Below are 25,011 nucleotides of genomic sequence, written 5' to 3'. Positions count from 1 at the left end.
CTCCCTAAATGAGGTAATAGACGCCGGGTCGTGTGCCGAGCGACGGCTTGCGGCGTATGCTGTAACCGGTGGCAAGGGCCTGACGCGCTGTTGAATCGGGGTCTTCCAGATCGCCGAAAAGAATGCGGCCCTGCGACGCTTCCACACAGGCGGGCATCTGACCAGCGGCAAGGCGTTCCGCGCAGAATGTGCATTTTTCAACAACGCCGATCATGCGTGTGGGGAATGCGGGATTCGGCACGGGATCCGGCAGGAATTTGCGGGGGTCCTTGAAGTTGAAGGAACGCGCTCCATAAGGACAGGCCGCCATGCAGAAACGGCAGCCTATGCAGCGGTGGTAATCCATCGCCACAATGCCGTCTTCCATTTGGTAGGTGGCCTGTGTCGGACAAACGCGCGCGCAGGGTGGGCGGCCGCAGTGGTTGCACAGCAACGGATAGGCCGATTCACGGACATTTTTGCTTAAATGTTCATTCATGTCATCCGGAAATCCATGTTCGTAGCTGTCAGTCCAGAACCATTTTATTTCCTGGGGGCCTTTGATGTGGGGCACATTGTGCGCCGCGCGGCATGCCTCAACCAGTGGTTCATAGTCTTGCGGTCCGCAAAATTTGCGTGTGTCGATCACCATGGCCCAGCGTTTTGCGCGCAGAGCCTTTTCCCCCTTGCCATAGCGGCCGGGCGCGATTCCGGAGCGCGCCGCGGCGGGAGAACCGGCAACGCCGGCTATCCCGCCGCTCAGGGCGCAAACAGAAAGACCAGCCGTTTTCAGAAAGCTTCGTCTGCTTTTATTCATTATTTGTTCTCCCCGGGAATGATGTGGCAAGTCCAGCAATATGGATCAACGCTGTTGGCCACATGGCATTTTTGGCAGAAATCCTTGTAGTTGCTGTGGCATTTTAAACAGGTGTTTTGCAGACTGATGGTCCATTTCTTGCCGTCGGCCGTAATATACGTGCGGTTTTCCCTGCGCAGGGCCTCGTCTCGCCATTCATTGAGCAACCGCATGTGTTGGGCGCGCATGAAAGTCACATTTTCAACGCAGTTTTTTTCATCCCCGGGCGGCACAATGCCTGTTTTTTTGTAGTCCTGCCCTGTCATAGCCGCCCAGAACGGCGATGTACACAGAACCACAAAGATGATGATGCCCGCGACAACAGCTTTGGCGTTATACATTTTTATTCGTCCTCCCCCGCGGCGCGGACGCATCCGCAGGCTCGTCCCCGTCCGCGCCGGGCAGATCTTCCTGGCGCAGATCCATGGTGCGTTTGGTTTCGCCTTTCATAACGAGGGCGTTTGCCACCAGTTCGTGCAGTCCGCCTACCGTCACGCCGGGTGCCCAGTAATTGGCGAGCGGCGGCAGCGTCGCGCGGTCAATGGCGCAGATGCAGGCCATGTGGTTGACGCCGAATTTTTGCTGCACATAGCGCAGGGCATTGCCGCGCGGCATGCCGGCGCGCATGCGCAGTTCCATAATCTCCTCGGTGTTCAGGCCTGAACCTGCCCCGCAGCAGAAGGTTTGCTCGCGAATGGTGTTTTCGGGCATTTCTATGAAATTATTGCATACGGCCTTGAGCACATAGCGCGGCTCGTCAAGAAGACCCATGCCGCGCGAGGGGTTACAGGAGTCGTGGAAGGTGGTGATAATATGGTCGTTGCGGCCAGGATCAAGCTTGAGTTTGTTGTGATAAATCAGGTCGGCCGTGAATTCCGCTATGTGCACCATTTTTGTTGACGCCGCATTGTGGAACGTCGTGCCTGTGACGGGCGACACGGGGGGAATCATGTTTGCCGGCGTCGGGCCGTTGTAGGTGTCCATATACTGGTTGAGCACGCGCCACATATGCCCGCATTCTCCGCCAAGCAGCCATTTGACGTTCAGGCGTTCGGCTTCCGCATACATCTTGGCGTTCAGTTTTTTGGCCATGTTGAATGTTGTGAACGAGCCGAAGTTGCCGCCTTCCGAGGCATAGGTGGAAAACGTATAGTCGAGGTCAAGCTCATGGAAAAGCATGAGATAGCCCATGAAGGTGTAGATGCCCGGATCCGCGAAGACGTCTCCTGAAGGCGTAATGAAGAGAATTTCCGCATTTTTTTTGTTAAAGGGCGTTTTGGGGCGGATACCGGTGATTGTTTCGCAGTCGTCCGCCAGCATTTCCACTATTTCTACAAAAGAATGCGGCTGAATGCCCAGATGGTTGCCCGTGAAGCTGCAATTTTTTACAGGGTCCATAATCCAGTGGATGCCCAGACCCACTTCATGCAAAAGTTCGCGCACGATCATGGTGATTTCGGCCGTGTCGATGCCGTAGGGGCAGAACAGCGAACAGCGGCGGCATTCAGTGCACTGATAGGCATAGTAGAACAGCTCTTTGACAATGTTTTTATCCCACTTGCGCGCGCCGGCTTTTCTGCCCAGAAGTTTGCCGAGCATGGTGTGGTCGCGGCGATAGAGCGAACGCAGAAGTTCCGCCCGCAGCACCGGCATGTTTTTGGGATCATTGGTGCCGAGAAAAAAGTGACATTTGTCCGCGCAGGCGCCGCAGCGCACGCAAATGTCCATAAAGAGCTTCAGCGAGCGATGTTTTTCAAGTCTGTCGGCAAAGGCGTCACAGAGAATTTTTTCCCAGTTTTCCGGCAGGCCCCAGTCGTCGGCCGTGGGATCCCACTCGTGCGGGTTGGGCATGTGCAGAATTTCCATGGTATCTTTTTTGGCCGGGTAACAAAAGGTGCCCGGCGTAAACTCGGGCTTTACGTCAAGCCAGCGCTGATCCGGAAAGTCCGGTCGACTGGCGATGAGCATTTGCGGCGCAGGTAATTTTGCCATGATGACGACTCCTTACCCGGCTGCCTTGTCGGGTTGTTTTTCCAGCGGCAGGCCGGCTTCGGCCATGGCGTCGCGGTAGGCATCCTCGTACTTGGCGTAAGTAAAATACTGTTTGGGCGGATTCCAGGGGTTGATGCGCCGCGTTCGGCGCGAGTCGGCCCGCAAGTTGCGTGTGGGGCTGAAAAATATGCCGGCCATGTGCGCGAGTTTGGAGAAGGGAAAATAGAGTAAAAGCGTGCAGACAAGGGTAATGTGCACAAAAAAGAGAGGGGCGATGCCTTCCGGCGAGACCGGTGAAAAATGCGTGACGCCCATGATGAAAATTTTGACCGTGGCTATGTCCGTTTTATCAAAATAACGCAGGCAGATGCCTGTGCCAGCGATGCCGATGAGCAGCCAGAGCGGAAAATAGTCATTAAGCAGTGAGAGATAGCGCAGCCGTTCGTTGAATATGCGCCGTCCGAGCAGAAAGAACAGCGCAATGAGCAGCAGGGCGCCTGTCCAGAAAAAACGCGGGGAACCTGTTTGCATAATGCCGTCAAGAGATTCCAGAAAGGAGATACAGGAAGGCGCAGGTTCCATAAAGAAACGGAAATGGCGGATAAAGACCAGCAAGAAGCAATAATGAAAAACCAGGGCGAAAAACCATAACCATTTTGATGAATAATAGACAATGCCGAGCCCGGCCGTCGCGGAGTCTCCGCCACGCACGCTTGCCTGCGTATTGCGGAAAAGAGAGCGGAAACAGGCAACTTCCAGAAACATGCGCGCGAATACGCCGGCTGATGAACTCGGGCAGTCAATTTTTGCCTGTCTGATGAATGCAAGCGACTGTTCCTGCCCCGCTGTGGTGGGAATACAGAAGGGAATCGGCGACATTGCCCAGTACGTCATGCGACGGACCATGCCGGCAATAAAGATGACAGTCGCCGTATACGGCAGCGCCGCGCCGAACAGGGAGGCGAACCCGGTGGCCGCTCCCGCCCAGGCGATGGCCCCTATGAGCAGCACCAGCAGTAATGATGAAAACATTGCCCTACCTCGCTTGACTTTTGTGAAATCCTGAACATGCGGAACGCCTTTGTTCGGGAACTTTGCCGCGACAGGCGCCGCCGACGGCGCGCAGCGCGCGGGCACAGCGCCGGTACGCTGTTGCTGGTTGGTCAGCCCGCTGCAGGCGGATGTGCCTTCAATGTCCGCGCCCAGCGCGCCAGTTGGGCGTACTGGTTGCGTATTTCTTTGATGCGTGATTCCGCGACGGTTTCGCGGGCCTCCATATACATGTCAAAGGCCAGGAGCGTCAGGCTGTCCAGCCGTGATTCCGCCGCCAGATATGCGTCAACTTCGTCCATGGCTGTCAATCGGGGCAAAAGGCGCTCACGCAGAATCGGCTTCATCAGATAAAAAACCCCTATACTCTGCCCCGGTGTTCCTTTTTGCACAGCGCGCAGTCTGACAAAGCGTTCCAGCGCGTTTTTGATGTTTTCAACTGTCACATCCTCTCCGGCGACAGCATTATACACGGCCAGCGCCGCTTCCCGCGTCATGTCTCCCGCCGGATTGCCGAAGGGGTCGTTCAGTGTCCGCGGAAACCCCGTTGTTTCCAGTGGACATGTGGCATACACCGCCTCTGTCCACAGGCGGAGTATTTCATCTTTATGACCGCGAAAACATTCCAATGCGTTCATGGATTCCGTGAAGCCGTAAAACGTGATATGCTTAAATTCATATAATAAGGAAGAAAGCCTGATCACGTCAAGCCCCTCCGGCATTGAGAGTTTCGCCGTCAAGTGCCGAATTGTTGTAAACAATATTTATTGAATATTGATACCCCATTCCAAGTCTGCCGCAGACAGCCCGCATCCACGCCATATGAACATTGGAAGTAAGAATGCCAAAAGATATAGTGTACTCTTAGGCATGAGGCGTAATTTGTTGCTGCAAAGTGTGGCTGGCGTCAGGAAGCCCAGGGGGACATATCTTCTTCGTTCAGAAGAAATTTCGGGGATGACCATATAATTGGTGTCCGGCATGTTCTCAACATGAAACCGCGTCGGCGTATCGGCAATTTTGTTGGTCGGAGCACTTTTACTGGCTTGCCGTAACGTTTATACAGCGGCTACCCGTTTGATGACCTTGGGCATTTTTCTCAATTCTGACGGTGGGCAATCACCCAACCAGAGGCAATAGCGACTGTAACCATTGATAAATTCTTCCGCTCCAAGCCACGGCCTAAAGTATTTTTCCGTGCGCGGTTCGATTTTCAGAAATTCTGTCTTTTCAATTGTTGATGCATCTATCAAATAAGGATTGATATTTTGCGCATCAATCTTCGCGCCGGTACTATCATATATAACTTTGGATTACTGTTCGGCGCGATGCTGAACCCGATGATAACGCAATGCACAGCCGCCTTGCCTTTCGCCTCATTGCTCCATTTGAATGTGCGATAAGCAAAGTCAATTTTTACATTATGATTCTCAAATAACGGCTCCCAGAGAATTGCCGGTTGCTCTCCTTGAGTTATGGAATTTGTAGAAACAAATGCTGTTCTAATAGTGGTTCCAGCCATCAGATCAGCCGCTTTTTTGTACCACGCGGTTACATAGTCCAAATTCCCGACGCCCTTTGTGCCCTTAAATACATTTATCATATTCTCCTTTTGGGCCTTGCTCATAACCCGCGCTCCATTGAAAATTGTTGCCGATTGCGTGAGAGGAAGCCGCGCATAATATGCGCCGAATTGCTCCGCCACCCGCAGGTTTATCTGGTGATCCATGAGCCACATGTCCACCCGCGCTGTTTGGCAGGGAAAATCCTCATGCTCGATACCGTGAAACTGCTCCACGGTCACTTTGAGCAGGGGCGCTATGTCAATCGCTAGGTGGTGTGTGCCGGCTTTCATTTTTAGAAGTTCCAGCTCCAAACGCCGTAATTTCCTGTAGGTGACAATGAGAAAGTTGCCGCATCACGCAGGCGGGGTCAAAAAATTTAAGGCGGCTGATTTTGTCATGGAAAAGGTCAAGCCGACGCGGGTCGGTTTTCACGCGCTCAAACTCCCGCCAAAGCCCGTCCATGAAAAGCGGGTTGATAGAGCTTCAGGATATTTTCCTCGCTTGTGTAATGCGCCCCCAGCTCCCGCCTGTGGTCTTTAGCCCATTACACCCTGGAATATGGCCCCGAATATGGCGGGTGAGATTTTGCTCCAGCCGAACTTGCAGCAATCAATCAGGACGCCGTGCATTTTGCCGTCAAAATCTGGAGACGGCAGCAATGCGGCAAAAAGCCCGCCGTTGATATAGCGAAACTGCTTCAAATCAAGGGAAAGCAGTGTGCGCTTTGCCCTGGCGTCATCCGGCATATTGAGAATTTCAAACAGGCGGCCGATGCGACCGGATAAATCGCTCCCGTCCTCTGAGGAAGCTGTCCGGCTGGAAAATGCCTGTATCATCCGCAAACAGGCAGAACAGCAAGCGGACAAGGTGCACTTCAAGGAGCCGCGCTCTTTCAGCGCATCGTGAAGTCTCGCCATTTTTTCGGCGGCCCCTGACATTCACCTCAACCGGATTTTCATAGGTTCTGGCGGCTTCGTATCCGGCGATACCGGCAAAGCGTTTGATGTGCTTCCGCAAGTCTTTTGTCTTGAATGAGGTTTTCTCGGCGGTGGCGCGGCGGTACACCACGATATTTTCAAAGTCGCTTACCATCAGCAATCCGGCATTTCCTCGGCCGGAAGGTGGATAATATACTCTTTCAACTGCTCATAGGCGCTGTTTAAATCCTTGCCTTTTGTTTTTATCTCAACGGCAATACACCCGGCCCAAAATAATCTATGTAGCCCGTGCCGCCCTCGCGCGGGACGGGCTACTCAAACCTCCCGACCGCCGCGGCGTCGGTTACGCCGAAAACGATATAGCTCTGAGACGGTCGCCCATGCCCCCCTTTGGTAGCGGATTTTGCCCGCATTGATGGAATAAATAGCGGCTCCGGCAGGTGATGAAGGGCTGCAACTCTTTGAGTATGTCCACTACCTGCCGGGCCAGCGGCACAATATGCAGCTCGCGCATTTTCATTCTGGCGGCGGGTATGCGCCACTTTGCGGCTTCAAGATCAAACTCTGTCCATTCAGCCCGGCGCAGTTCCCCGGGGCGCACAAAAATATAGGGAGCCATGCGCGCGCGGCCCGCACAATCCGGCCCTGATAGGCGTCAATGTCCCGGAGCAGGGCGCCGATGGCCTTGGGTTCTGTAATAGTGGCAAAGCCTGCGTTTTTGGCCGGGGCAAGCGCGCCCCGAAGGTCCGCAGCGGGGTCACGTTCGGCCCGGCCTGTCTATGGCATAGCGGAAGATCTGCCCGCAATTCTGCAAGGTGCGCCGCTCCGTCTCCTTGTGGCTCCCCTCGCTTCTATGCTGCGAAGGGCATCAAGAAGCGCCGGCAAGGTTGCGGTTTTCCATGTATCCAAAAGGGTGTATTTGGAAATTAGAAATCCCGAAAGCCGCTAATATCTTGGCTTTCGGGATTTCTTCGGTCATTACCGAACAATCTGATGGTGGAGGCGGGGGGAGTTGAACCCCCGTCCGAGAGCATTCCACGCGAAGCATCTACAGGCTTAGATCAGGCTTGATTTTCGCCATACCGGTAGACCCTGATCAGCCGCGGTACAGCAAGCCCGCCGGTAACATCTCACGAAAAAATCCCGGCAAGCGCCGATTTTCGCCAGCCTGAAAAGTGTCGTTGTTCGGGATTATCAGGCGTGATCCTGAACAACGTGACCGACTTGCGCGGTCATTTGCTCCGTTGCCTAGGCAGCGTAAGCGTAGTCGTAATCGTTGTTGGCAATTACTGTGTTGCCGCTTTTAACGAGGCCAGCGGCGCCTCGGCCTGCCACTCCGGATTCCACGTCCCCGTCGAAACCGGTGCGCCCCCATCTATAAAGTAAAGTTAAGAATGCTCCCTAAAGCGGTTATTGTCAAGGCGTTACTCCGGATTGACCAGGGCAGTCGAATAAAAAACTGTAACATATTTAAATAACATGACTTTTTAAAAAGCGCTTTTAAAATTTATCTTGCTATTTCAATGTGTTGCCGCGCTCGATTGCTTTCATGGGCATGATCACGGCCGCACAAGCTGTTGCTCATAATTGCCTGCCTTGATGCTGCGCTGCCTTGCCCCTTGCGCAAACAGGCGCGGTCTGAAACAATATATCTCGACATATTTGCAGGCATTGGCGGTGAATGATGGGCAGAACAACAGCAATGACAGCTTTTCTGGACGCCCTCGCCTTTTTAACACGTCTTGCGCCGGCGCGACCTTGCTCCCCGGCGGCTTTGACGCGTTGTGTGCCTTGGTTTGCGCCGGTCGGACTTATGCTGGGCTGCCTGTGCACAGCCGCGGCATCTTGCGGGCTTGCCTTTCTTGGTACACTGCCCGCGTATGCAGCGACACAGTCGTGCGGTCTTTTTGTGACAGCCCTTTTGTGGCTAGCCTTGGAGCTTTGGACCACACGCGGCCTGCACTGGGACGGCCTTGCCGATCTGGGCGACGCCGTCGGCGCTGGCGGATCGCGTTTTTGGGAAATTTTGCGCGACAGCCGCATCGGGGCATTCGGCGCTTTAAGCCTGCTCGTTGTCTTTTGCGGCCAATGGGCCGCTCTTGCCTGGCATCTTGGGGCGCTGCACCGGTTTGAACTTGTGCTGGCGCCCGTCTGGGGCCGCGCCTGCGCTATCTGGCTTGCCGCGTCCACGCCCGCGCGCACGCCGGATTCTTTAGGCGGCCTCGTGCAGGCCGGGGCAAGTCCCGCGCTTGCACACCTGCACGGTCTTGCCGCCCTGCTGCTCGCTGGTCTTTTGTGCGTGCGCGGCCTCGGCTTTTACCAATCATTTGTTCTGCTGATCGGCCAATATACCCTCACCCGCACGCTCTCAGCAGCGGCACGGCGTCAGGGCGGACTTTCCGGCGATTTTCTGGGCGCCTCCATAGAACTTGGGCAGTTGTGGTTTCTGCTTGTGACGCTCTAGATGTTTAGTCCCGATGAGTAACTGTACCTTTTTGTTGGAATTGCAGAACATCAAACTTCGCCATACACAAAGCCGCCTATAGAAGCAGCACGAGCAACAGCGAAGAAATTTTCAGGGCATCATCTCATTCTTAAGGGATTGCGACAAGTTGAGGCAGGCTTTCAGAGAAGACACGCCGCAGGAATGCACAAGGCGTACGGGAATATTGCGCGCGTTGGCCAGTTGCACCGCCTTGCGTTTTGCCTCATGTGACACCTTGTTGGTAAAAACGATCAGCGCGTCAGGATAGCCGATTTTATCTGTAAGATTGTGTTCATTCCGGCTGAAGCACTTGAGAGTATGCCCGTCCTGCTTTGCCGCCGCGATATACTTCTGCCTGAGTCTGTCCATGCCGCCGATAAGGGTGAACGACATATCGCCCTCCGTTAAGGTTATCGTTGAACAAAAAATGACGTGAAATTAAAGCTGTGAGGAAGTATATTGAAAATGAATTGCAAAGTCAATAGACATGTGGCTGATTTTTCGCTGGCATATAAAAACAGTTGACGGCGCTTGCCGTTGGGGCTAGACAGAGCGTTACCTCTGAAAATTACAGGAGCGTAGCTCAGGTGGCTAGAGCACTTCCTTGACATGGAAGGGGTCAGCAGTTCAAGTCTGCTCGTTCCTACCATATTTGTTAACCAGAGTGAAGATTGGGAACAATTTTCGTTCTGGTTAACAAGTTTTGATGAAGGAGTTTTGATGGACGTCCGTGTGGAAGGACAGATGGTGGACGCCGGTGCGGGTGAATCTGTTGAAGTTGTTTTGCGCAAAGCGCTGAGTGGCAAAAAATTCAGGGCGTTGGTGGCGGCGAGCGCCGTCTGCGATCAACAGACCGTCATGCTTGATCTCAACGCGCCTGTGCCGCCCAGCTGCGTCGAACTCACGCCCGTCTATGCGGACTCGCGGGAGGGGCTCGGCCTTATCCGCCATTCAGCAGCGCATGTCATGGCCTGCGCCGTCAAAAGGCTTTTCCCGGAGGCAAAGGTCGCTATCGGCCCGGCCATTGAAAACGGTTTTTATTATGACTTTGATGTTCCCCGCCCTTTCTCTGCTGAAGATTTCCCCGCTATTGAAGAAGAAATGCGCAAAATTACCGCCGCGCGTCTGCCTTTTTCCCGCGAAATCCTGCCACGGGATGCGGCGTTTCAGCATTTCCGCGCCGCGAAAGAAAATTATAAGACCGAAATTATTGAAAGCATTGATGCGGACACGGTTTCCTTATACTCCTGCGGTGATTTTACCGATCTGTGCCGCGGCCCGCACATTCCGCACACAGGCTTTGCCTCGACGGTCAAGCTCATCTCAGTGGCAGGAGCCTACTGGCGCGGCGACGAAAAGAACAAAATACTTTCCCGCGTTTACGGAACAGCCTTTGCTGATGAAAGAGCCCTTGCCGCCTGTCTGAAGCAGCAGGAAGAGGCCAAGCGCCGCGACCACCGCAAGTTGGGGCGGGAGCTGAAGCTCTTTGCTTTTAAAGATGCCGCTCCGGGCATGGTGTTCTGGCTGCCCAAAGGCATGTTTGTCCGCTCCATTCTGGAAGATTTCTGGCGCAAGGAGCACCTGAAACGGGACTACGACATGGTGCAGGGCCCGCAGCTTCTGCGTGTGGAAACTTGGCAGAAATCCGGCCACTACGACCATTACTGCGAAAACATGTATTTCACCGGCATTGAGGAAGGCGCCTACGGCATCAAACCCATGAACTGCATAGCGCACATGCTGATCTATAAAAACGATCTGCGCAGTTACCGGGATTTGCCGCAACGCTACTTTGAACTGGGCGTTGTGCACCGCCAGGAAAAAAGCGGCGTGCTGCACGGGCTGCTGCGCGTGCGCCAGTTCACGCAGGACGACGCCCATATTTTTTGCGCGCCGGAACAGCTTGAGGGCGAAATCCTGTCTGTCATCCATCTGATACGAAACCTGATGGGGCTTTTCGGCTTCAACTTCAAAGTGGCTGTCTCCACAAGGCCGCAAAGCAGCATCGGCACGGACGAAGCATGGGAAATGGCTACCCGCGCGCTGGAACAGGCTGTGAAAAAAGCCGGCTTGCCTTACGAAGTCAATGCGGGAGATGGAGCCTTCTACGGCCCCAAAATAGATGTGCGCCTGCTTGACTGCATCGGGCGTGAATGGCAGTGCTCCACCATTCAGGTGGATTTCACGCTGCCGGAACGTTTTGACCTGACCTACACAGCCGGGGACGGCGCGCGCCGGCGCCCGGTTATGGTGCACCGGGCCATCATGGGTTCGCTTGAACGTTTCATCGGCATTTTGATTGAACATTACGCGGGTGCCCTGCCGATATGGCTTGCCCCTGAACAGGCCCGGTTGCTTACAGTCACGGAAGCGGGCGACACGGCGGCACTGCGCATGCGCGACGAGCTTCTGGCGCTGGGCGTCAGAGCTGCGGCCGACACGCGCAATGAAAAACTGGGCTTTAAAATACGGGAAGCCCAGATGGCCAAAATGCCGTTTATGCTGGTGGTGGGAGAAAAGGAAGTACAGGCGGGCGGCGTCAACGTGCGCCTGCGCAATGGAGACAATCAGGGGTTCATGACCGTTGGGGAAGTGGCCGCATTGATACGGGCTGACGCGGAAGAGCCTTTCAAACAAGGAGGGATGCGTTATAGCTTCGCCTAATCTAAGACAACGACGTGACCTGCCGCAGGACAGCGTGCGCCGCAATGAACTGATACGAGCGCGCGAAGTGCGCGTGATCGGCCTTGATGGAGAACAACTTGGGATTTTGCAGCGCGGCGACGCCATCACCTTGGCAAAAGAGGCGGGCATGGATCTCGTCGAGGTGGCCTCAACAACGGAGCCGCCTGTCTGTCGTATTATGGACTACGGCAAGTTCAAATACGAACAGCAGAAAAAGAAGCAGGAAGCCAGAAAAAAACAGGCCGTGGTGCAGATCAAGGAAATCAAGGTGCGCCCGAAGACGGACGACCACGATTATGACACCAAGTTGCGCCATATACGCCGTTTTCTTGAAAACGGCGACCGATGCAAGATATCGGTATTTTTTCGCGGACGCGAAATTGTGCACAAGGATCGCGGCCTGATTATTCTTGAACGCGTCGTGCGGGATCTCGCGGACGTGGCAAAGGTGGATCAGGAGCCGCACGCGGAAGGCCGTATGCTGCAAATGCTTCTGGTGCCCAAAAAATAGAAATGCAGTGTGCGCTATAAGGCCGCGGCGCGGTATGAAAATTCATTTCTTGCGCCGCACGGCGTTTTAGAGCATCATGCTCTTCCCTTTCTGAAATTTGAACACAGAACGCAGTTGTTTTTATCTGTTTTTCTAAGGAGGCTGTCATGCCGAAAATTAAAACAAGGCGCGCCGCGGCCAAGCGTTTTCAACTGACCGGCAGCGGTAAATTCAAGCGCCGCCGTCAGAATCTGCGTCATATACTGACAAAAAAGGCCGCGGGCCGCAAAATGCGCCTTAGTCAGGCCACACTGGTGGACATCGCCAATGAAAAGGCCGTGCGGCGCATGCTGCCGAACGGCTGATCACGACACACCACCCGGCGGGCTTTCCTCCGCCTTGTCGGGCACAAGGAGGATACGCGCATGCGTGTAAAGAGAGGTCTTGCCGGACACCGGCGGCATAAGAAATATCTGAGCGCTGCCAAGGGATTTCGCGGAGGGCGCAGTCGTTTGTACCGCACTGCCCGCGAGGCTGTGGAACGTTCGCTGCAGTACGCCTTCGTGGGTCGCAAGCGCCGTAAGCGCGATTTTCGTGCGCTCTGGATTCTGCGCATCAACGCCGGCTCGCGTTTGAGCGGTCTTTCCTACAGCCGCTTCATGCACGGTCTGAAACTGGCGGGCATTGCCCTGAACCGCAAAATTCTGGCGGATATGGCTGTGTACCACAAAGATGATTTCGCGAGTGTGGCCGAACTCGCAAAAGCCGCATTGCGATAACGCACTCTGAATTTTTTTTCTGTCCTTTGCAGACTGCAAGACGGCGTGGCCGGCTGGAACCGTGCCGTCCGTGTTTTTGTTGAAGGAAACCCATGGATCTCGTAACAGCACTGGAAAATCTGCTCGTCGAACTGGAAGCGGGCCTTCAAAAAGCCTTTTCGCCGGAAGATATGGAGGTGCTTCGGGTGGATGTGCTGGGCCGCAAGGGACGCCTTGCGCAGATCATGTCCCGCCTGCCCTCTCTTGCTCCCGCAGACAGACCCGCCGTCGGTCAGGCTGCCAACAGCGTCAAGGAGCGCTGCAACGCGTTTTTTAAAGCGCGCAGGAGCGCGCTTTTGCTCCAGAGCGAAGCCGCCGCCCTGCAGCGTTTTGATCCTTCCCTGCCGGCGCGCGCGCCGTGGCGCGGCTCACTGCATCCCACCACCCTGGTGACAGAGGAAGTATGCGGTATTTTTACCGAGATGGGTTTTGAGGTGGCTTCCGGACCGGAAGTGGAAAACGACTACTACAACTTTGAAGCCCTGAATATGCCGCCCGACCACCCGGCAAGGGACATGCAGGACACGCTTTATATTTCGGACAAGGTGCTGCTGCGCACGCACACCTCGCCCGTGCAGGTTCGCTCCATGCTTACCCGCACGCCGCCGCTTGCCGTTATTGTGCCGGGCAAGGTGTACCGGCGCGATTCTGATTTGACCCATACCCCCATGTTTCACCAGATTGAGGGCCTGATGGTGGGCGAAAGCGTCACCATGGCGCATTTGCGCGGCACGCTGACGGCCTTTGTGCGCGGCGTGTTCGGAGCGGGCACTGAGGTGCGCTTCCGTCCGAGTTTTTTCCCCTTTACCGAACCCTCGGCAGAGGTGGATATTTCCTGCTGCATGTGCGGCGGCAGGGGCGGTCACAAAGACGAACCCTGCCGCGTCTGCAACGGTACGGGATGGGTGGAGATACTGGGCTGCGGCATGATTGATCCGGAGGTTTTTGCCGCAGTGAAGTATTCTGACGCAGTGAGCGGCTTTGCCTTCGGGCTGGGTGTGGAGCGCGTGGCCATGCTCAAGTACGGCATCGGCGACCTGCGCATGTTTTTTGAAAACGACGCACGTTTTTTACGACAATTTGCCTGAGATGACTGCTATGATGCAACGCCTGCTGTTTGCCGCGGCACTGTGCCTGAGCCTGACGCTGACGACTGCTGCGCCGCAAAACAGTTATGCGGCGTCCGCGTACAGCCCCCGCCATTCAGGCCTTGAACCCCCAGGCGGACCAAAGCCGTTGCGGGGCCTGTCGGGCAACTCCACGTCGCGTACGACGGAAGGCGGCAGGGGCTATACCGACGCCTACGGCAACACGATTGACGACGTAAAACCGGCTGAGAAAGCCCCGCGTCAGCGTCCGCGCCCCGGCGCGTACGGCGGTTACAATGCAAATGAGACAGACAGGCCGCTGCCGAACCCGGACAAAAGCTCTCCGCTGTGGACGTTTCAATAACTGCGATAGATTAACAGGAATGGCGTATGTTGCTTTCTCTTGCGTGGCTGTGCGAATTTACGCCTTACGAGGGCAGCGCCGAAGCGCTGGGCGACAGGCTGACAATGCTCGGGCTGGAACTTAAGGATATTCTGCGCCCTTATGCGGCCATCAGCGCCATTATTGTCGGCGAGGTCACGGCATGTGTGAAGCATCCTGAATCAGACCATCTGCATCTGTGCAAAGTCAACGCGGGGCAGGAAGAACTTCTGGATATCGTCTGCGGTGCGCCCAATGTTGCGGCCGGGCAAAAAGTTCCTGTTGCCCTTGTCGGCGCGCGCCTGCCTGACGGCACTGTGATCAGAAAAGCAAAACTGCGCGGCGCGCCTTCCTTCGGCATGATCTGTTCCGAGCGCGAGCTGGGCATGACGGAGGATCACAGCGGCATTATGGTGCTGCCCGAAGACGCGCTCCCCGGCGCGCGGCTTGTGGACACGCTTGATCTGGACACCGAGGTGCTCGACATTTCCATCACGCCCAACCGTTCGGATTGTCTTTCCGTGCTGGGCCTTGCGCGGGAAACGGCAAATGCGTTTCACCTGCCCGTGACCATTCAGGAACTGCCCGTCACAGAAGACAAAACTCGGCCGGAAGCCCTTGTGCCCATTGACATAGAGGATGCGGATCTCTGCCGGCTTTATTCCGGCAGGATTATTGCCGATATCAGGGCGGCGCCATCCCCCGCGCGCGTGCGCCGCCGTCTGCACGCCATGGGCGTGCGACCCATTTCAAACATTGTGGATGTGACAAACTATATTCTGCTTGAATGCGGCCAGCCTCTGCACGCTTTTGATCTGGACAAGCTCAGAGGCGGCCGCATTGCTGTCAAGACTGCTCAAAACAACGCGAAATTCACCACACTGGACGGTCAGGAACGCGTGTTGACCGACCGCGACCTCTGCATCTGCGACGCGGAACGCATTGTGGGTCTGGCCGGCGTTATGGGCGGGCTGAATACGGAAATAACTCAGACAAGTCGAACTGTCTTTCTGGAAAGCGCTATCTTCAAGCCGGAGAGCATACGCAAAACTTCACGGCGTCTGGGGCTTTCTTCTGAAGCGTCCTACCGTTTTGAGCGCGGCATTGATCAGCGGCGCACCGTCTGGGCGCTCGACCGGGCCTGCGCCATGATGGCCGCCTTCGGCGGCGGCGTGGTGCGCAGGGGGCTTTCCAGGGCGGAACCCAAACCCTTTGCGCCTGTTGCCATCGCCTTCCGGCCTGAAAAGGCCGACGCCCTGCTTGGCGTGACCTTAAACAGGGAATTTTGCGAAACAGCCCTCACGCTGCTTGGCTGCGTCGTCAATAAAGGAACTGTATGGCGGGTCACTCAGCCCAGCTGGCGACCGGACCTCACCCGTGAGGCGGATTTGATTGAAGAAGTGTGCCGCATGCACGGGCTTGACGCCATCCCCCCTGTTTTGCCGCCGATGCGCAAAAGCCTTGACCGTGCGGGCCAGTCCCGGTCAGACTACTTTTTCCGGTCGCGCGTCAAGCACTGGGGTGCCGGTCTCGGCCTTAACGAAGCCGTCAACTACAGCTTTGTCGGCCATAAGGATCTTGACCATCTCGGGCTGCCGCGGCAGGGCAGAATTTCCATAGTCAATCCGCTTTCAGCGGAACAGGACGTTCTGCGGACATCGCTCGCGCCGAGCTTGCTTCAGTCGCTGCGCAACAATCTGGCCCAGGGCGTCCAGGGCTTGCGCCTTTTTGAACTGGCGCATATTTTTGAAGAACACACGGATGCGGACGCCGCGCCAGCACAGGGGCAGTTGCCCACAGCGGCGCGTGAAACCGGCATGCTCGGCATCCTGCTTTACGGCGCGCGGCACGATGTTGCCTGGCCCCATGCCGAAGCGGACATGGATTATGCCGACATCAAGGGCATAGCGGAACATTTGCTGAACTTTTTACATCTGCCAGCCCCCGGCTGCGAGACGGTCAATGACCACCTCTGGCTGCTTCCCTGCGTGGAAATGTGCGTTGCCGGGCGGTCAGTCGGCTGCATGGGCCGCGTCAAACCGGCTCTGGTGGATGCTTTTCACGCGCGCAAGGGCGTGTGGCTTGCCGAATTCAATCTTGATGCGCTGTACGCCATGCACGACGTGGCCTGTGTGCGATTCGCGCCCCTGCCGCTTTACCCCCCGGTGCGCCGCGACATCACGGTCATAGCCGGGTCGGGCCTGCGCGTGAGCCATGTGCTTGACCATATGGCAAAACTTTCCCTGCCGCTGCTTGCCGAAGCCTTTTTAGCGGACGTGTTCGAGCCGCAGGAGGGCGCGGAGCGCCATTTGACCTTTCGTTTGACCTTCCGCCACCCCGGCCGAACTCTCAAAGACGCGGAAGTGGACAAAGAGAGGGGGAAAGTGGCACAATCACTGGTGGAGGCTCTGGGCGTACGCGTGTAAACCGCCATTCGCCCCGGCCGGAGACAAACCTGATCCTGTTTCCTTGAACGGGGAGTGCGCATGTCGGAAAAAATATATCGCATCGGCGAAGCGGCGGAACTGCTCAACCTGAAGACGCATGTCCTGCGCTTCTGGGAAACGGAATTTCCGCAGCTTGCCCCTTCGCGTACAGACAAGGGACAACGTCTTTACACCGAAGCGGATGTGACCCTTCTGCGGCGCATACAGCAATTGCTCCATGAACAGGGCATGACAATTGAGGGCGCGCGTCGCCTGCTGGAAGGCAGCGCCGTGCTGGATGAAAATCTGCCCGCACGCGTGACGGCTGTGCCTGACCCGACCTTCATGCAGATGGTGATACGTGAAATTACGGCTGTGCGGCGTTTATTGGCCGGTCGGTCATGAGGGAAAAGGAAAATGATTCTTTCTCCCTCACTGCTTTCCGCCGATCTTTCCTGTCTTGTCGCGGAACTCTCCGCCTTGGAAGACGCGGGCGTGAGATGGCTGCATCTGGACATTATGGACGGCTCTTTTGTGCCGAACATAACTTTCGGCCCTCCTTTGATCAGGGCCATACGACCTCACAGCAGACTTTTTTTCGACGTGCACCTGATGATTGAATATCCCGCCCGGTATCTGCACGACTTCAGGGACGCCGGGGCCGACATGCTGGTGCTGCATGCGGAAGCAGACCGCAACCCTCGACGCACGCTCGCGGCCATTCGCGACATGGGGCTCAAGTCGGGTCTGGCCTTTAACCCCGGCACAGATATTTCCTCCCTGCGCTGGCTTGCTCCTGACCTGGACATGTTGCTTCTGATGGGCGTCAATCCAGGATTTTCTGGGCAGTCCTTTCTTCCGGAAGCATATGACAAAATCCGCGCCGCCCGCGCGCTGCTGGCCGCCACCGGCGCACAGGACACGCCCGTTCAGGTGGACGGCGGCGTGTGCCCTGAAAATACAGCGGCCATTATGGAAGCGGGGGCGGACATACTGGTTTCCGGCTCGGCGTTTTTCGGCCATAAACCCTATGACGCGCGGCTGGCGGCGTTTATGCGCGCTGCGGAGCATCTGCCTCCGCGCCCCGCATTGGACAAGGCCTGCGGCTGGCGTCGTGAACCGCCTGCGTCATGTTAAGTCCAGGCAGAACTATGCCCACGCGAAGAGAATGCGCTAACGCCGTTCGCGCACTTGCCATTGACGCCATTGAAAAAGCCGGTTCCGGCCATCCCGGTGCGCCGCTCGGCATGGCCGACATGGCCGAAGCCCTCTGGCGGCATGGCTTCAGGCACAATCCGTCAAATCCCGCCTGGCCTGACCGGGATCGTTTTGTGCTTTCCAACGGCCACGCCTCCATGCTCTATTATGCGGTGCTGCATCTTACAGGCTATGACATCTCCCTCGCCGACATAAAGAACTTTCGCCAGTGGGGTTCAAAAACGCCGGGCCATCCGGAAAATCATGTCTGCCCCGGCGTGGAAATGACAACCGGGCCCCTCGGTCAGGGCATAGCCTCAGCCGTGGGCATGGCGCTTGCCGAACGCATGCTTGCCGCACGCTTCAATACGAACGAGCACTGTGTGGTGGATCACCGCACCTACGTCTTTTGTGGCGACGGATGCCTGATGGAAGGCGTTTCGCACGAAGCCTGTTCCCTTGCAGGGATTTGGGGTCTGGGCAAACTCATTGTGCTGTATGATTCCAACGGCATATCCATAGACGGCCGTATTGACGACTGGTACAATGAAGATGTCGCGGCGCGATTTATCGCTTACGGCTGGCAGGTCATCGGCCCGGTTGACGGGCACGATGGAGCAGCCCTGGACGCGGCGCTGGCCGCGGCACGGGCAGAAATAGCCCACCCGAGTCTTGTTGTCTGCCGCACGCACATTGGCTTCGGCTCACCCAAGGCCGACTCGGAAAAAAGCCACGGTGCCCCTCTTGGCGCGAAAGCCGCGCAGGCCGCGCGAAAAACTCTGAACTGGACAGAACCTCCCTTTGTCGTCCCCGAAACTGTCTATGCAGCCTGGAACGCCCGCGCGGCAGGACAGGAGGCTGAAGACAGATGGAATGCGACCTTTGCCTCCTACAAAAAAGTTTTTCCGGAGTCGGCTGCGGAATTTTCCCGGCGCATGGCCGGAGATCTGCCGACTGACTGGTCAGCGTTCATGCAAAATCTGCTGTGCGAAGTGCTGGACGAAAAGGAAAACGCGGCTACGCGCGCGGCTTCCCAAAAAGTGCTGGAACATCTTGTGCCGCGCATGCCGGAGTTGATCGGTGGTTCGGCGGATTTGTCCGGTTCTGTGGGTACTGCCGTAAAAGCCTCACAACGCCTCAATACAGCGACATACAAAGGCAATTATCTCTCTTATGGTGTCCGGGAGTTCGGCATGGGCACCATTATGAACGGACTTGCCCTGCACGGCGGCTTTATGCCCTACGCCGGCACGTTCATGGCTTTTTCGGATCAGGCAAAAAACGCCGTGCGTCTTGCCGCGCTCATGGGCCTTCGCTTAGTATGGGTTTTCACGCATGATTCCATCGGCGTGGGAGAAGACGGTCCCACGCATCAGCCTGTGGAGCAGATCGCGGCCCTGCGCGCCACGCCCAACCTCCTGCTCTGGCGGCCCTGCGACAGCGTTGAAACGGTCGCCGCCTGGAAGTGCGCTCTGGCAAGCCGCCATACTCCTGTCTGCCTTTCGCTTTCGCGCCAGAAACTGCAGTTTATGCCGCGTGACGCGGCGCAGCTTGCCGTTGTCGCGAAAGGCGGTTACGTGCTGCATGACTGTGAAGGCGCGCCGGAGATCATTTTGCTGGCGACAGGCTCGGAAGTCGCCCTTGCCGTGGAGACGGCCGAACGTCTTGCCGCCCCGGAGGAAGGGAGCCGACGGGCTCGCGTGGTTTCCCTGCCCTGCGCCGAAATTTTTGACGCGCAGGATGACGGCTACAAAGAAAGCGTGCTGCCGGACGCCTGCCGCGCGCGCATTGCCGTGGAAGCCGCGGCGCCGGACTACTGGCGCAAATATGTCGGTCTGGACGGCGCTGTGCTGGGCATGGCAACATTCGGCGCATCCGCTCCCGCGTCGGTTTTGTGTGAACGCTTCGGCTTCACTTCTGATCATCTGCTGAATATGGCCAAGGCTCTTCTCAGCGCCACAGACAAAAAGGTCCATCAATAGAACCACACGGAAGAGACCATGCCCATTAAACAATTACAAGAGGTTGATATCAAAAGAAAAACACTTGTTATCCGGCAGGATCTCAATGCCCCTATGAAAGACGGGCATATCACGAACGACAAGCGCATCCGCGCCGCTTTGTCCACCATAGAAACAGCGCTTGCCGGTGGTGCAGGCGTTATTGTGCTTTCGCATTTGGGCCGTCCGACAGAAGAACAGTACGAAGAGCAGTTTTCACTCAAGCCCGTAGCCGAGCGTCTGACGAAACTGTTGGGCCTTGCCGTGCCGCTTGTCGCCGGGTTTGAAGACGCCAAGGCCGCTCCGGGGCAGTGCGTGTTGATGGAAAATGTGCGTTTTCTCAAAGGCGAAAAAAAAAATGACCCGACGCTTGCCGCGAAACTCGCGGCACTTGGTGATGTGTATGTGATGGACGCCTTCGGCGCGGCCCACCGTGCGCACGCCTCTACCGAAGGGGCGGTTCACCTTGCGCCTGTAGCATGCGTCGGCCTGCTGATGGCTGCCGAGCTTGCGGCTTTCGCCAAAGTGATGGACAGGCCGCAACGGCCGCTTGTCGCCGTCATCGGAGGTTCCAAGGTTTCCACAAAACTGGGCATTCTGAAGAATTTGCTTGACAAGATAGATAGCCTGATTGTGGGCGGTGGCATTGCCAATACCTTTCTGGCCGCGGCGGGCTGCAATGTGGGGGCCTCGTTTTGCGAAAGGGATTTGATTCCCGAAGCTGAAAAAATCATGAATCAGGCAAAAACCCAGGGCAAGGAACTGCCTTTGCCGGTAGACCTGGTGACGGCCGCTGAACTGGCGCCCGGCCAAAAGGCCGTGTCACGAGAGGCCGGCGCTGTGCAGGACAAAGAGATGATTCTGGATATAGGCCCAAAAACTGTGGAACGTTATGCCGCGTTGCTGGACAAGGCGGCAACCGTTGTCTGGAACGGGCCTGTGGGCGCGTTTGAAACCGATCCCTTCGGCGCGGGCACAAAGGCTCTGGCAACTATCCTGGCGAATTCAAAAGCTTTTGTTGTCGTGGGCGGCGGCGATTCTGTGGCGGCAGTGGAAGGCTATGGCCTGGCGGACAAAATGGGGTATATTTCAACCGGCAGCGGCGCGTCGCTGGAACTTCTGGAGGGCAAAGTGCTGCCTTCCGTCGCCGCGCTGGAAGATCGCGGATAACGGTCGGGACAACATTTCGGAGGCTTACAGTGCGGCGTTTTTATCAGGAAAGCTGGCAGGGAATACCGTTTACCGCCTTTTCGCACATTTCCTTTTTTCATCTGGCGGAACCGCGCTTTTACGCCATTTTCTATGAAGAACTCTTCCGCCGCTACAAAAACTGGGACTCTTTGCCAGCTGGCTGGCGCGCCAACAAGCGCAAGGACGCCTGCTGGCTTGCCGGGCGCCTGCGCGCCATGCAGAAAAAAACCGGCCCGGTGCGTGTGCTCTCCATCGGCAGCGGCGTAGGCTATATGGAAAAAATGCTGCTGGACGAAATGCCGAAGATAGAACTGCACGTCAATGAGCCAAGCACTGTCGGCATGAAATGGCTGCGCAAGCATATCCCGGTCGAGCGCATATATATCGGCCTGCCTCCCGCCTGTTTGCCTTCTGACGTCTGCTACGACATGATATACCTTTCCGCAGTGGATTACGGCATCCCCACACGCGGAATGGCGCATCTGCTCGGTGAGCTGCGCGCACTGCTCGCCCCGGGCGGCGAGCTGATGTGTCTTTCCGCATCGTTGCTGCAGGAGGATTCCTTTATAGGCAGTCTTGTCAATACACTCAAAATAATTATACGCGGGGTACTGCACTGCCTCAGCATTCGCCGCCAGCAGTTCTGGGGTTGGCGGCGCACAAGGACGGAATACCACCGCCTTTTCCTTCAGGCTGAATTTAAAGACATCGAAGACGGCCGCCTCAACGACGGGTTTGACACATACTGGATTCGCGGCGCGTGACGGGCATTGTTATAGGCATAGAAGCCTGTGGAACGGCACACTACTGGTCTGCCAAGCTGCTTATTCCGGCGGCTCAAGCCGCTGTTCAGGGTATTGGCCGGCCATAAAGCCGGACGGCGTCCGACTCTGAATTTTTTTGTCCCGTTTAGTATGCCTTGCCAATATTTTCAATGACTTTTTGGCCCATAGCCCTGCAGCCGACCAAGGTTTTTCCCGGTTCCATAATATCGAAAGTGCGAAAACCATCGCGCAGTGCTTGGCGAACCGCGTTCTCAACAAGGGAAGCCGCTTCGGGTATGTTCAGCCCAAGGCGCAGCAGCATGGCGCCGGAAAGAATGGCGGCAAGGGGATTTGCCTTGTCCTGCCCCGCTATATCCGGTGCCGAGCCGTGTGTCGGTTCAAAAAGTCCGGGCCCGTCGTCCCCAAGTGCAGATGAAGGCAGCATACCGAGCGAGCCTGTAATCACGGCCGCCTCGTCTGAAAGGATATCGCCGAAAAGATTGCCGGTGAGGATAACGTCAAACTGTGAAGGCGCGCGCACAAGCTGCATGGCCGCGTTGTCCACATACATGTGGCTGAGTTCCACATCGCCGTAGTCTTTGTGCACGGCAATAACGACCTCACGCCACAGGCGCGAGGTTTCAAGCACGTTGCTTTTGTCGACAGAGCATACTTTTTTACGGCGTAGCCGTGCTGTTTCAAAGGCCACTTTTGCGATGCGGCGGATTCCTTCTTCCGTGTACAGCATGGTGTTGACGCCCGTGCGCAGGCCGTCGCGCATGATAATGCCGCGCGGCTCGCCAAAGTAAACATCACCCGTGAGTTCGCGCACAACGATCAGATCCAGCCCCTCGGCGGCTGTTTTGGGGTGCAACAGGCACGCGCCGGCGAGTTCGGGCATCAGCATGGCCGGGCGCAGGTTGGCGAACAGGCCAAGGCTTTTGCGTATGCCGAGCAAACCCTTCTCCGGCCTTTTCTCCGGATTTGCGGCATCCCATTTCGGGCCGCCGACGGCGGCAAGATACACTGCGTCGGCATTGCGGCATGTTTCCACTGTTTCCGAGGGCAGGGGCTCACCTGTGGCGTCCAGGGCCGCCCCGCCTATCAGCGCCTTTGCAAATGTCAGTTCATGGCCGGTCTTGCGGGCGGCTGTCGTGATGGCGTCAACGCCCTGTGCGAGAATTTCCGGGCCGATGCCGTCGCCTTCAAGCAGACATATGTGTTTTTTCATGGTTTGCTCTTCAGGATTTTTGGAGACGTTCTTTGACATAACCCACCAGCCCGCCGGCCGCCAGAATTCCTGACATGGATGCGGGCAGCGGCGGGCAAACGATCTCAAGGCCGCGTGTTATGTCGCGGACGCGCCCTTCTTCGGGGATGATTTCCAGTTCGTCGCCTTCCTGAATTTTGTTTGCCTCATCACCCGCCTCCATAAGCAAGAGGCCCATATTGAAGGCGTTGCGGTAAAAAATACGCGCAAAGCTGTGGGCAATGACCACAGGCATGCCCGCCCCCAGAATGGCTATGGGCGCGTGTTCACGCGAAGAACCGCAGCCAAAGTTGCGCCCGCCCACCAGAATGTCACCTTTGCGTACGCGCTTGACCCAGTCCGGTGCGAGACCTGACATGCATTTTACGCCAAGAATCTTTTCGTCCGTGGTAACGAGATAACGTGCAGGGATAATGGCGTCCGTGTCAATATGGTCTCCCACTGTGTGGGCTGTACCTTTGTAGTTCATGCTGTCCCCCTGATCGTCATGCTGTGGAAAATAATGCCTGCAAGGCCGGCAGATATTGTTCTCTTCGCGTCTACGCGCCTATCTGCTCCGGCCCGGCCACGCAGCCGGCCACAGCCGAGGCGGCGGCCACAACAGGGCCGGCCAGATAGACCTCAGAGGAAAGGCTGCCCATGCGGCCTTTAAAATTGCGGTTTGTGGTAGATACGGCCCGCTCGTTGTCGCCAAGAATTCCCATGTGCCCGCCAAGACAGGGGCCGCAGGTGCAGGGGCCCACAATACAACCCGCATCCATGAAAATTTCTATAAGGCCTTCTCTGAGGCATTGTTTCCACACCGTCGGCGTAGATGGCAGCACAATGCAGCGCACATTTTTGTCCACTTTCCGGCCGCGCAGCAGTTCTGCCGCATCGCGCATGTCGCTGATTCTGCCGTTGGTGCAGGAGCCTATGATGACCTGTTGTATGTGCGTATTTTTGACTTCAGAAACCGGTTTGACGTTGGAGGGCAAATGCGGGCAGGCCACCACAGGCTCACGGCCGGTCACATCTATGGCGACCACTTGATCGTATGGCGCGTTTTTGTCTGCGGTAAGCGAAACGTCAATACCCGAACGTCCGTGTTCGGCGCAGTAGGCGCGGGTCAGTTCATCCACTGGGAAGAGTCCCGCCTTCCCTCCGGCCTCAATTGCCATGTTGGCCATGGTGAGGCGCCCTTCCACCGGCAGTCTGTCAATGACTGGGCCGCCGAATTCCAGAGCCTTGTATAGCGCCCCGTCTACGCCGACGGCGCTGATGAGCATGAGTATCAGATCTTTGGAGCGCAGCCAGCGGGGCATTGTGCCCGTGTAGTCAACGCGAATGGCCGGCGGCACTTTGAACCATGTTTCGCCGAGCGCCATGGCCGCCGCAATGTCTGTTGAGCCCATGCCTGTGGCAAAGGCTCCCAGAGCGCCGTATGTGCAGGTATGGCTGTCTGCGCCGACAACCAAATCTCCCGGCCCGACAAGACCCTGCTCCGGCAGAAAGGTGTGTTCCACGCCGCATGCCCCTCCCTCGTAATAGTGGGTGATATTTTGCTCTTTGGCAAAGGCGCGCGCCGTCTTCACCTGATTGGCGGAGTCAATGTCTTTTTGCGGTGTAAAATGGTCCATGATCAGGGCTATTTTATCTTTATCAAAAACCCGTTTCGCGTTCATGCCGTGAAAGGATTTGATGGCCAGCGGCGCTGTTATGTCGTTGGCGAGAACAAGCGAGACGCGGCATTGCACAATCTGTCCGTCGCGCTCCACAATGTCGTTGCTGTGTTTTTGTAAAATTTTTTGCGTCAGCGTTTTCGGCATGGGTTTCTCCTTACCCTGTTGTAACCA

At 56.5% G+C, this 25,011-nt stretch carries 23 protein-coding genes, 1 tRNA gene, 1 other RNA gene and 3 pseudogenes; 14 read left to right on the top strand and 14 right to left on the bottom strand.

Annotation, left to right across the window (positions count from 1 at the left end):
• Positions 1 to 4: 4 nt before the first annotated feature.
• The 10 genes and pseudogenes from dsrO to ssrA form a co-directional block, all read right to left on the bottom strand.
• Positions 5 to 796, bottom strand: a complete 792-nt coding sequence (gene dsrO, locus RSDT_RS05040) for a sulfate reduction electron transfer complex DsrMKJOP subunit DsrO (RefSeq protein WP_096399808.1) — start codon at positions 794 to 796, stop codon at positions 5 to 7.
• The gene (gene dsrJ, locus RSDT_RS05035; RefSeq protein WP_096399807.1) at positions 796 to 1,176 is read right to left on the bottom strand and encodes a sulfate reduction electron transfer complex DsrMKJOP subunit DsrJ; all 381 of its coding nucleotides are present in this window, start codon (positions 1,174 to 1,176) and stop codon (positions 796 to 798) included. The genes dsrO and dsrJ overlap by 1 nt, the downstream gene beginning before the upstream one ends.
• A complete protein-coding gene (dsrK, locus tag RSDT_RS05030; protein WP_096399806.1) occupies positions 1,169 to 2,827 on the bottom strand; it encodes a sulfate reduction electron transfer complex DsrMKJOP subunit DsrK in 1,659 nt (552 codons plus the stop codon). The genes dsrJ and dsrK overlap by 8 nt, the downstream gene beginning before the upstream one ends.
• A gap of 12 nt (positions 2,828 to 2,839) precedes the next feature.
• Positions 2,840 to 3,859 (bottom strand): sulfate reduction electron transfer complex DsrMKJOP subunit DsrM, encoded by a 1,020-nt coding sequence (gene dsrM / locus RSDT_RS05025; protein ID WP_096400556.1) that lies wholly within the window; start codon positions 3,857 to 3,859, stop codon positions 2,840 to 2,842.
• Between the two features lie 131 nt (positions 3,860 to 3,990).
• The gene (locus RSDT_RS05020) at positions 3,991 to 4,599 is read right to left on the bottom strand and encodes an RsbRD N-terminal domain-containing protein (protein WP_231941808.1); all 609 of its coding nucleotides are present in this window, start codon (positions 4,597 to 4,599) and stop codon (positions 3,991 to 3,993) included.
• A pseudogene (locus RSDT_RS07900) lies at positions 4,583 to 5,130 on the bottom strand (type IIL restriction-modification enzyme MmeI). Before RSDT_RS07900 ends, RSDT_RS05020 begins: the two are co-directional and overlap by 17 nt.
• Positions 5,127 to 5,783 (bottom strand): annotated as a pseudogene (locus RSDT_RS05015) (DNA methyltransferase); the annotation flags it as partial. The pseudogenes RSDT_RS07900 and RSDT_RS05015, both read right to left, overlap by 4 nt.
• Before the next feature lie 195 nt (positions 5,784 to 5,978).
• A pseudogene (locus RSDT_RS07750) lies at positions 5,979 to 6,534 on the bottom strand (type IIL restriction-modification enzyme MmeI).
• Between the two features lie 189 nt (positions 6,535 to 6,723).
• Complete coding sequence (locus RSDT_RS07070) at positions 6,724 to 6,999, bottom strand: tyrosine-type recombinase/integrase (protein WP_096399802.1); 276 nt, start codon at positions 6,997 to 6,999, stop codon at positions 6,724 to 6,726.
• Between the two features lie 375 nt (positions 7,000 to 7,374).
• Positions 7,375 to 7,753, bottom strand: a transfer-messenger RNA (tmRNA) gene (ssrA, locus tag RSDT_RS04990).
• Between the two features lie 308 nt (positions 7,754 to 8,061).
• On the opposite strand from ssrA, the gene RSDT_RS04985 reads away from it, so the two are divergent.
• A complete protein-coding gene (locus RSDT_RS04985; protein ID WP_231941807.1) occupies positions 8,062 to 8,844 on the top strand; it encodes an adenosylcobinamide-GDP ribazoletransferase in 783 nt (260 codons plus the stop codon).
• A gap of 111 nt (positions 8,845 to 8,955) precedes the next feature.
• Here RSDT_RS04985 and RSDT_RS04980 read toward each other — a convergent pair whose 3' ends face one another.
• Positions 8,956 to 9,258 (bottom strand): DUF2325 domain-containing protein, encoded by a 303-nt coding sequence (locus tag RSDT_RS04980; protein WP_096399800.1) that lies wholly within the window; start codon positions 9,256 to 9,258, stop codon positions 8,956 to 8,958.
• A 179-nt stretch (positions 9,259 to 9,437) separates the two neighbouring features.
• Between RSDT_RS04980 and RSDT_RS04975 the strand changes: the two genes are divergently transcribed.
• The 13 genes from RSDT_RS04975 to RSDT_RS04915 all read left to right on the top strand — a co-directional run bounded on the left by RSDT_RS04975 (position 9,438) and on the right by RSDT_RS04915 (position 21,906).
• Positions 9,438 to 9,514 (top strand) — tRNA-Val (locus tag RSDT_RS04975).
• Positions 9,515 to 9,585: 71 nt separating this feature from the next.
• Positions 9,586 to 11,529: a threonine--tRNA ligase gene (thrS, locus tag RSDT_RS04970; protein ID WP_096399799.1), complete on the top strand. Its 1,944-nt coding sequence runs from the start codon at positions 9,586 to 9,588 to the stop codon at positions 11,527 to 11,529.
• Positions 11,516 to 12,061: a translation initiation factor IF-3 gene (gene infC, locus RSDT_RS04965; RefSeq protein WP_096399798.1), complete on the top strand. Its 546-nt coding sequence runs from the start codon at positions 11,516 to 11,518 to the stop codon at positions 12,059 to 12,061. The genes thrS and infC overlap by 14 nt, the downstream gene beginning before the upstream one ends.
• A 146-nt stretch (positions 12,062 to 12,207) precedes the next feature.
• Positions 12,208 to 12,405 carry a 50S ribosomal protein L35 gene (gene rpmI, locus RSDT_RS04960; protein ID WP_096399797.1) on the top strand — a complete coding sequence of 66 codons (198 nt, stop codon included), beginning with the start codon at positions 12,208 to 12,210 and terminating at the stop codon, positions 12,403 to 12,405.
• A gap of 60 nt (positions 12,406 to 12,465) precedes the next feature.
• Positions 12,466 to 12,819 (top strand): 50S ribosomal protein L20, encoded by a 354-nt coding sequence (rplT, locus tag RSDT_RS04955; RefSeq protein ID WP_096399796.1) that lies wholly within the window; start codon positions 12,466 to 12,468, stop codon positions 12,817 to 12,819.
• A 92-nt stretch (positions 12,820 to 12,911) separates the two neighbouring features.
• A complete protein-coding gene (gene pheS, locus RSDT_RS04950) occupies positions 12,912 to 13,946 on the top strand; it encodes a phenylalanine--tRNA ligase subunit alpha (protein WP_096399795.1) in 1,035 nt (344 codons plus the stop codon).
• A gap of 10 nt (positions 13,947 to 13,956) precedes the next feature.
• The gene (locus tag RSDT_RS04945; protein ID WP_231941806.1) at positions 13,957 to 14,310 is read left to right on the top strand and encodes a translation initiation factor IF-2; all 354 of its coding nucleotides are present in this window, start codon (positions 13,957 to 13,959) and stop codon (positions 14,308 to 14,310) included.
• A gap of 26 nt (positions 14,311 to 14,336) precedes the next feature.
• The gene (pheT, locus tag RSDT_RS04940; RefSeq protein ID WP_096399793.1) at positions 14,337 to 16,754 is read left to right on the top strand and encodes a phenylalanine--tRNA ligase subunit beta; all 2,418 of its coding nucleotides are present in this window, start codon (positions 14,337 to 14,339) and stop codon (positions 16,752 to 16,754) included.
• A gap of 60 nt (positions 16,755 to 16,814) precedes the next feature.
• Positions 16,815 to 17,159 (top strand): MerR family transcriptional regulator, encoded by a 345-nt coding sequence (locus tag RSDT_RS04935; protein WP_096399792.1) that lies wholly within the window; start codon positions 16,815 to 16,817, stop codon positions 17,157 to 17,159.
• Between the two features lie 12 nt (positions 17,160 to 17,171).
• The gene (gene rpe, locus RSDT_RS04930; RefSeq protein ID WP_096399791.1) at positions 17,172 to 17,891 is read left to right on the top strand and encodes a ribulose-phosphate 3-epimerase; all 720 of its coding nucleotides are present in this window, start codon (positions 17,172 to 17,174) and stop codon (positions 17,889 to 17,891) included.
• Positions 17,892 to 17,905: 14 nt separating this feature from the next.
• Positions 17,906 to 19,933, top strand: coding sequence for a transketolase (gene tkt, locus RSDT_RS04925; RefSeq protein ID WP_096399790.1), 2,028 nt, complete (start codon positions 17,906 to 17,908; stop codon positions 19,931 to 19,933).
• 18 nt (positions 19,934 to 19,951) lie between these two features.
• Entirely contained in the window at positions 19,952 to 21,121 is a 1,170-nt protein-coding gene (locus tag RSDT_RS04920; protein WP_096399789.1) for a phosphoglycerate kinase, read from the top strand.
• Between the two features lie 29 nt (positions 21,122 to 21,150).
• On the top strand, positions 21,151 to 21,906 hold the full coding sequence (locus tag RSDT_RS04915) for a class I SAM-dependent methyltransferase (protein WP_096399788.1): 756 nt from the start codon (positions 21,151 to 21,153) through the stop codon (positions 21,904 to 21,906).
• A 145-nt stretch (positions 21,907 to 22,051) separates the two neighbouring features.
• On the opposite strand, the gene leuB is transcribed toward RSDT_RS04915, so the two are convergent.
• The 3 genes from leuB to leuC all read right to left on the bottom strand — a co-directional run bounded on the left by leuB (position 22,052) and on the right by leuC (position 24,984).
• Positions 22,052 to 23,137, bottom strand: a complete 1,086-nt coding sequence (gene leuB, locus RSDT_RS04910) for a 3-isopropylmalate dehydrogenase (RefSeq protein WP_096400550.1) — start codon at positions 23,135 to 23,137, stop codon at positions 22,052 to 22,054.
• A 10-nt stretch (positions 23,138 to 23,147) separates the two neighbouring features.
• Positions 23,148 to 23,645 (bottom strand): 3-isopropylmalate dehydratase small subunit, encoded by a 498-nt coding sequence (locus RSDT_RS04905; RefSeq protein ID WP_096399787.1) that lies wholly within the window; start codon positions 23,643 to 23,645, stop codon positions 23,148 to 23,150.
• A gap of 70 nt (positions 23,646 to 23,715) precedes the next feature.
• Positions 23,716 to 24,984 (bottom strand): 3-isopropylmalate dehydratase large subunit, encoded by a 1,269-nt coding sequence (gene leuC / locus RSDT_RS04900; RefSeq protein ID WP_096399786.1) that lies wholly within the window; start codon positions 24,982 to 24,984, stop codon positions 23,716 to 23,718.
• Positions 24,985 to 25,011 lie beyond the last annotated feature (27 nt).

Source organism: Candidatus Desulfovibrio trichonymphae, assembly GCF_002355955.1.
Classification (GTDB): domain Bacteria; phylum Desulfobacterota; class Desulfovibrionia; order Desulfovibrionales; family Desulfovibrionaceae; genus Desulfovibrio; species Desulfovibrio trichonymphae.
Note: the sequence above shows the minus strand (reverse complement) of the source record. Positions and strands in the feature narration are given on the sequence as shown.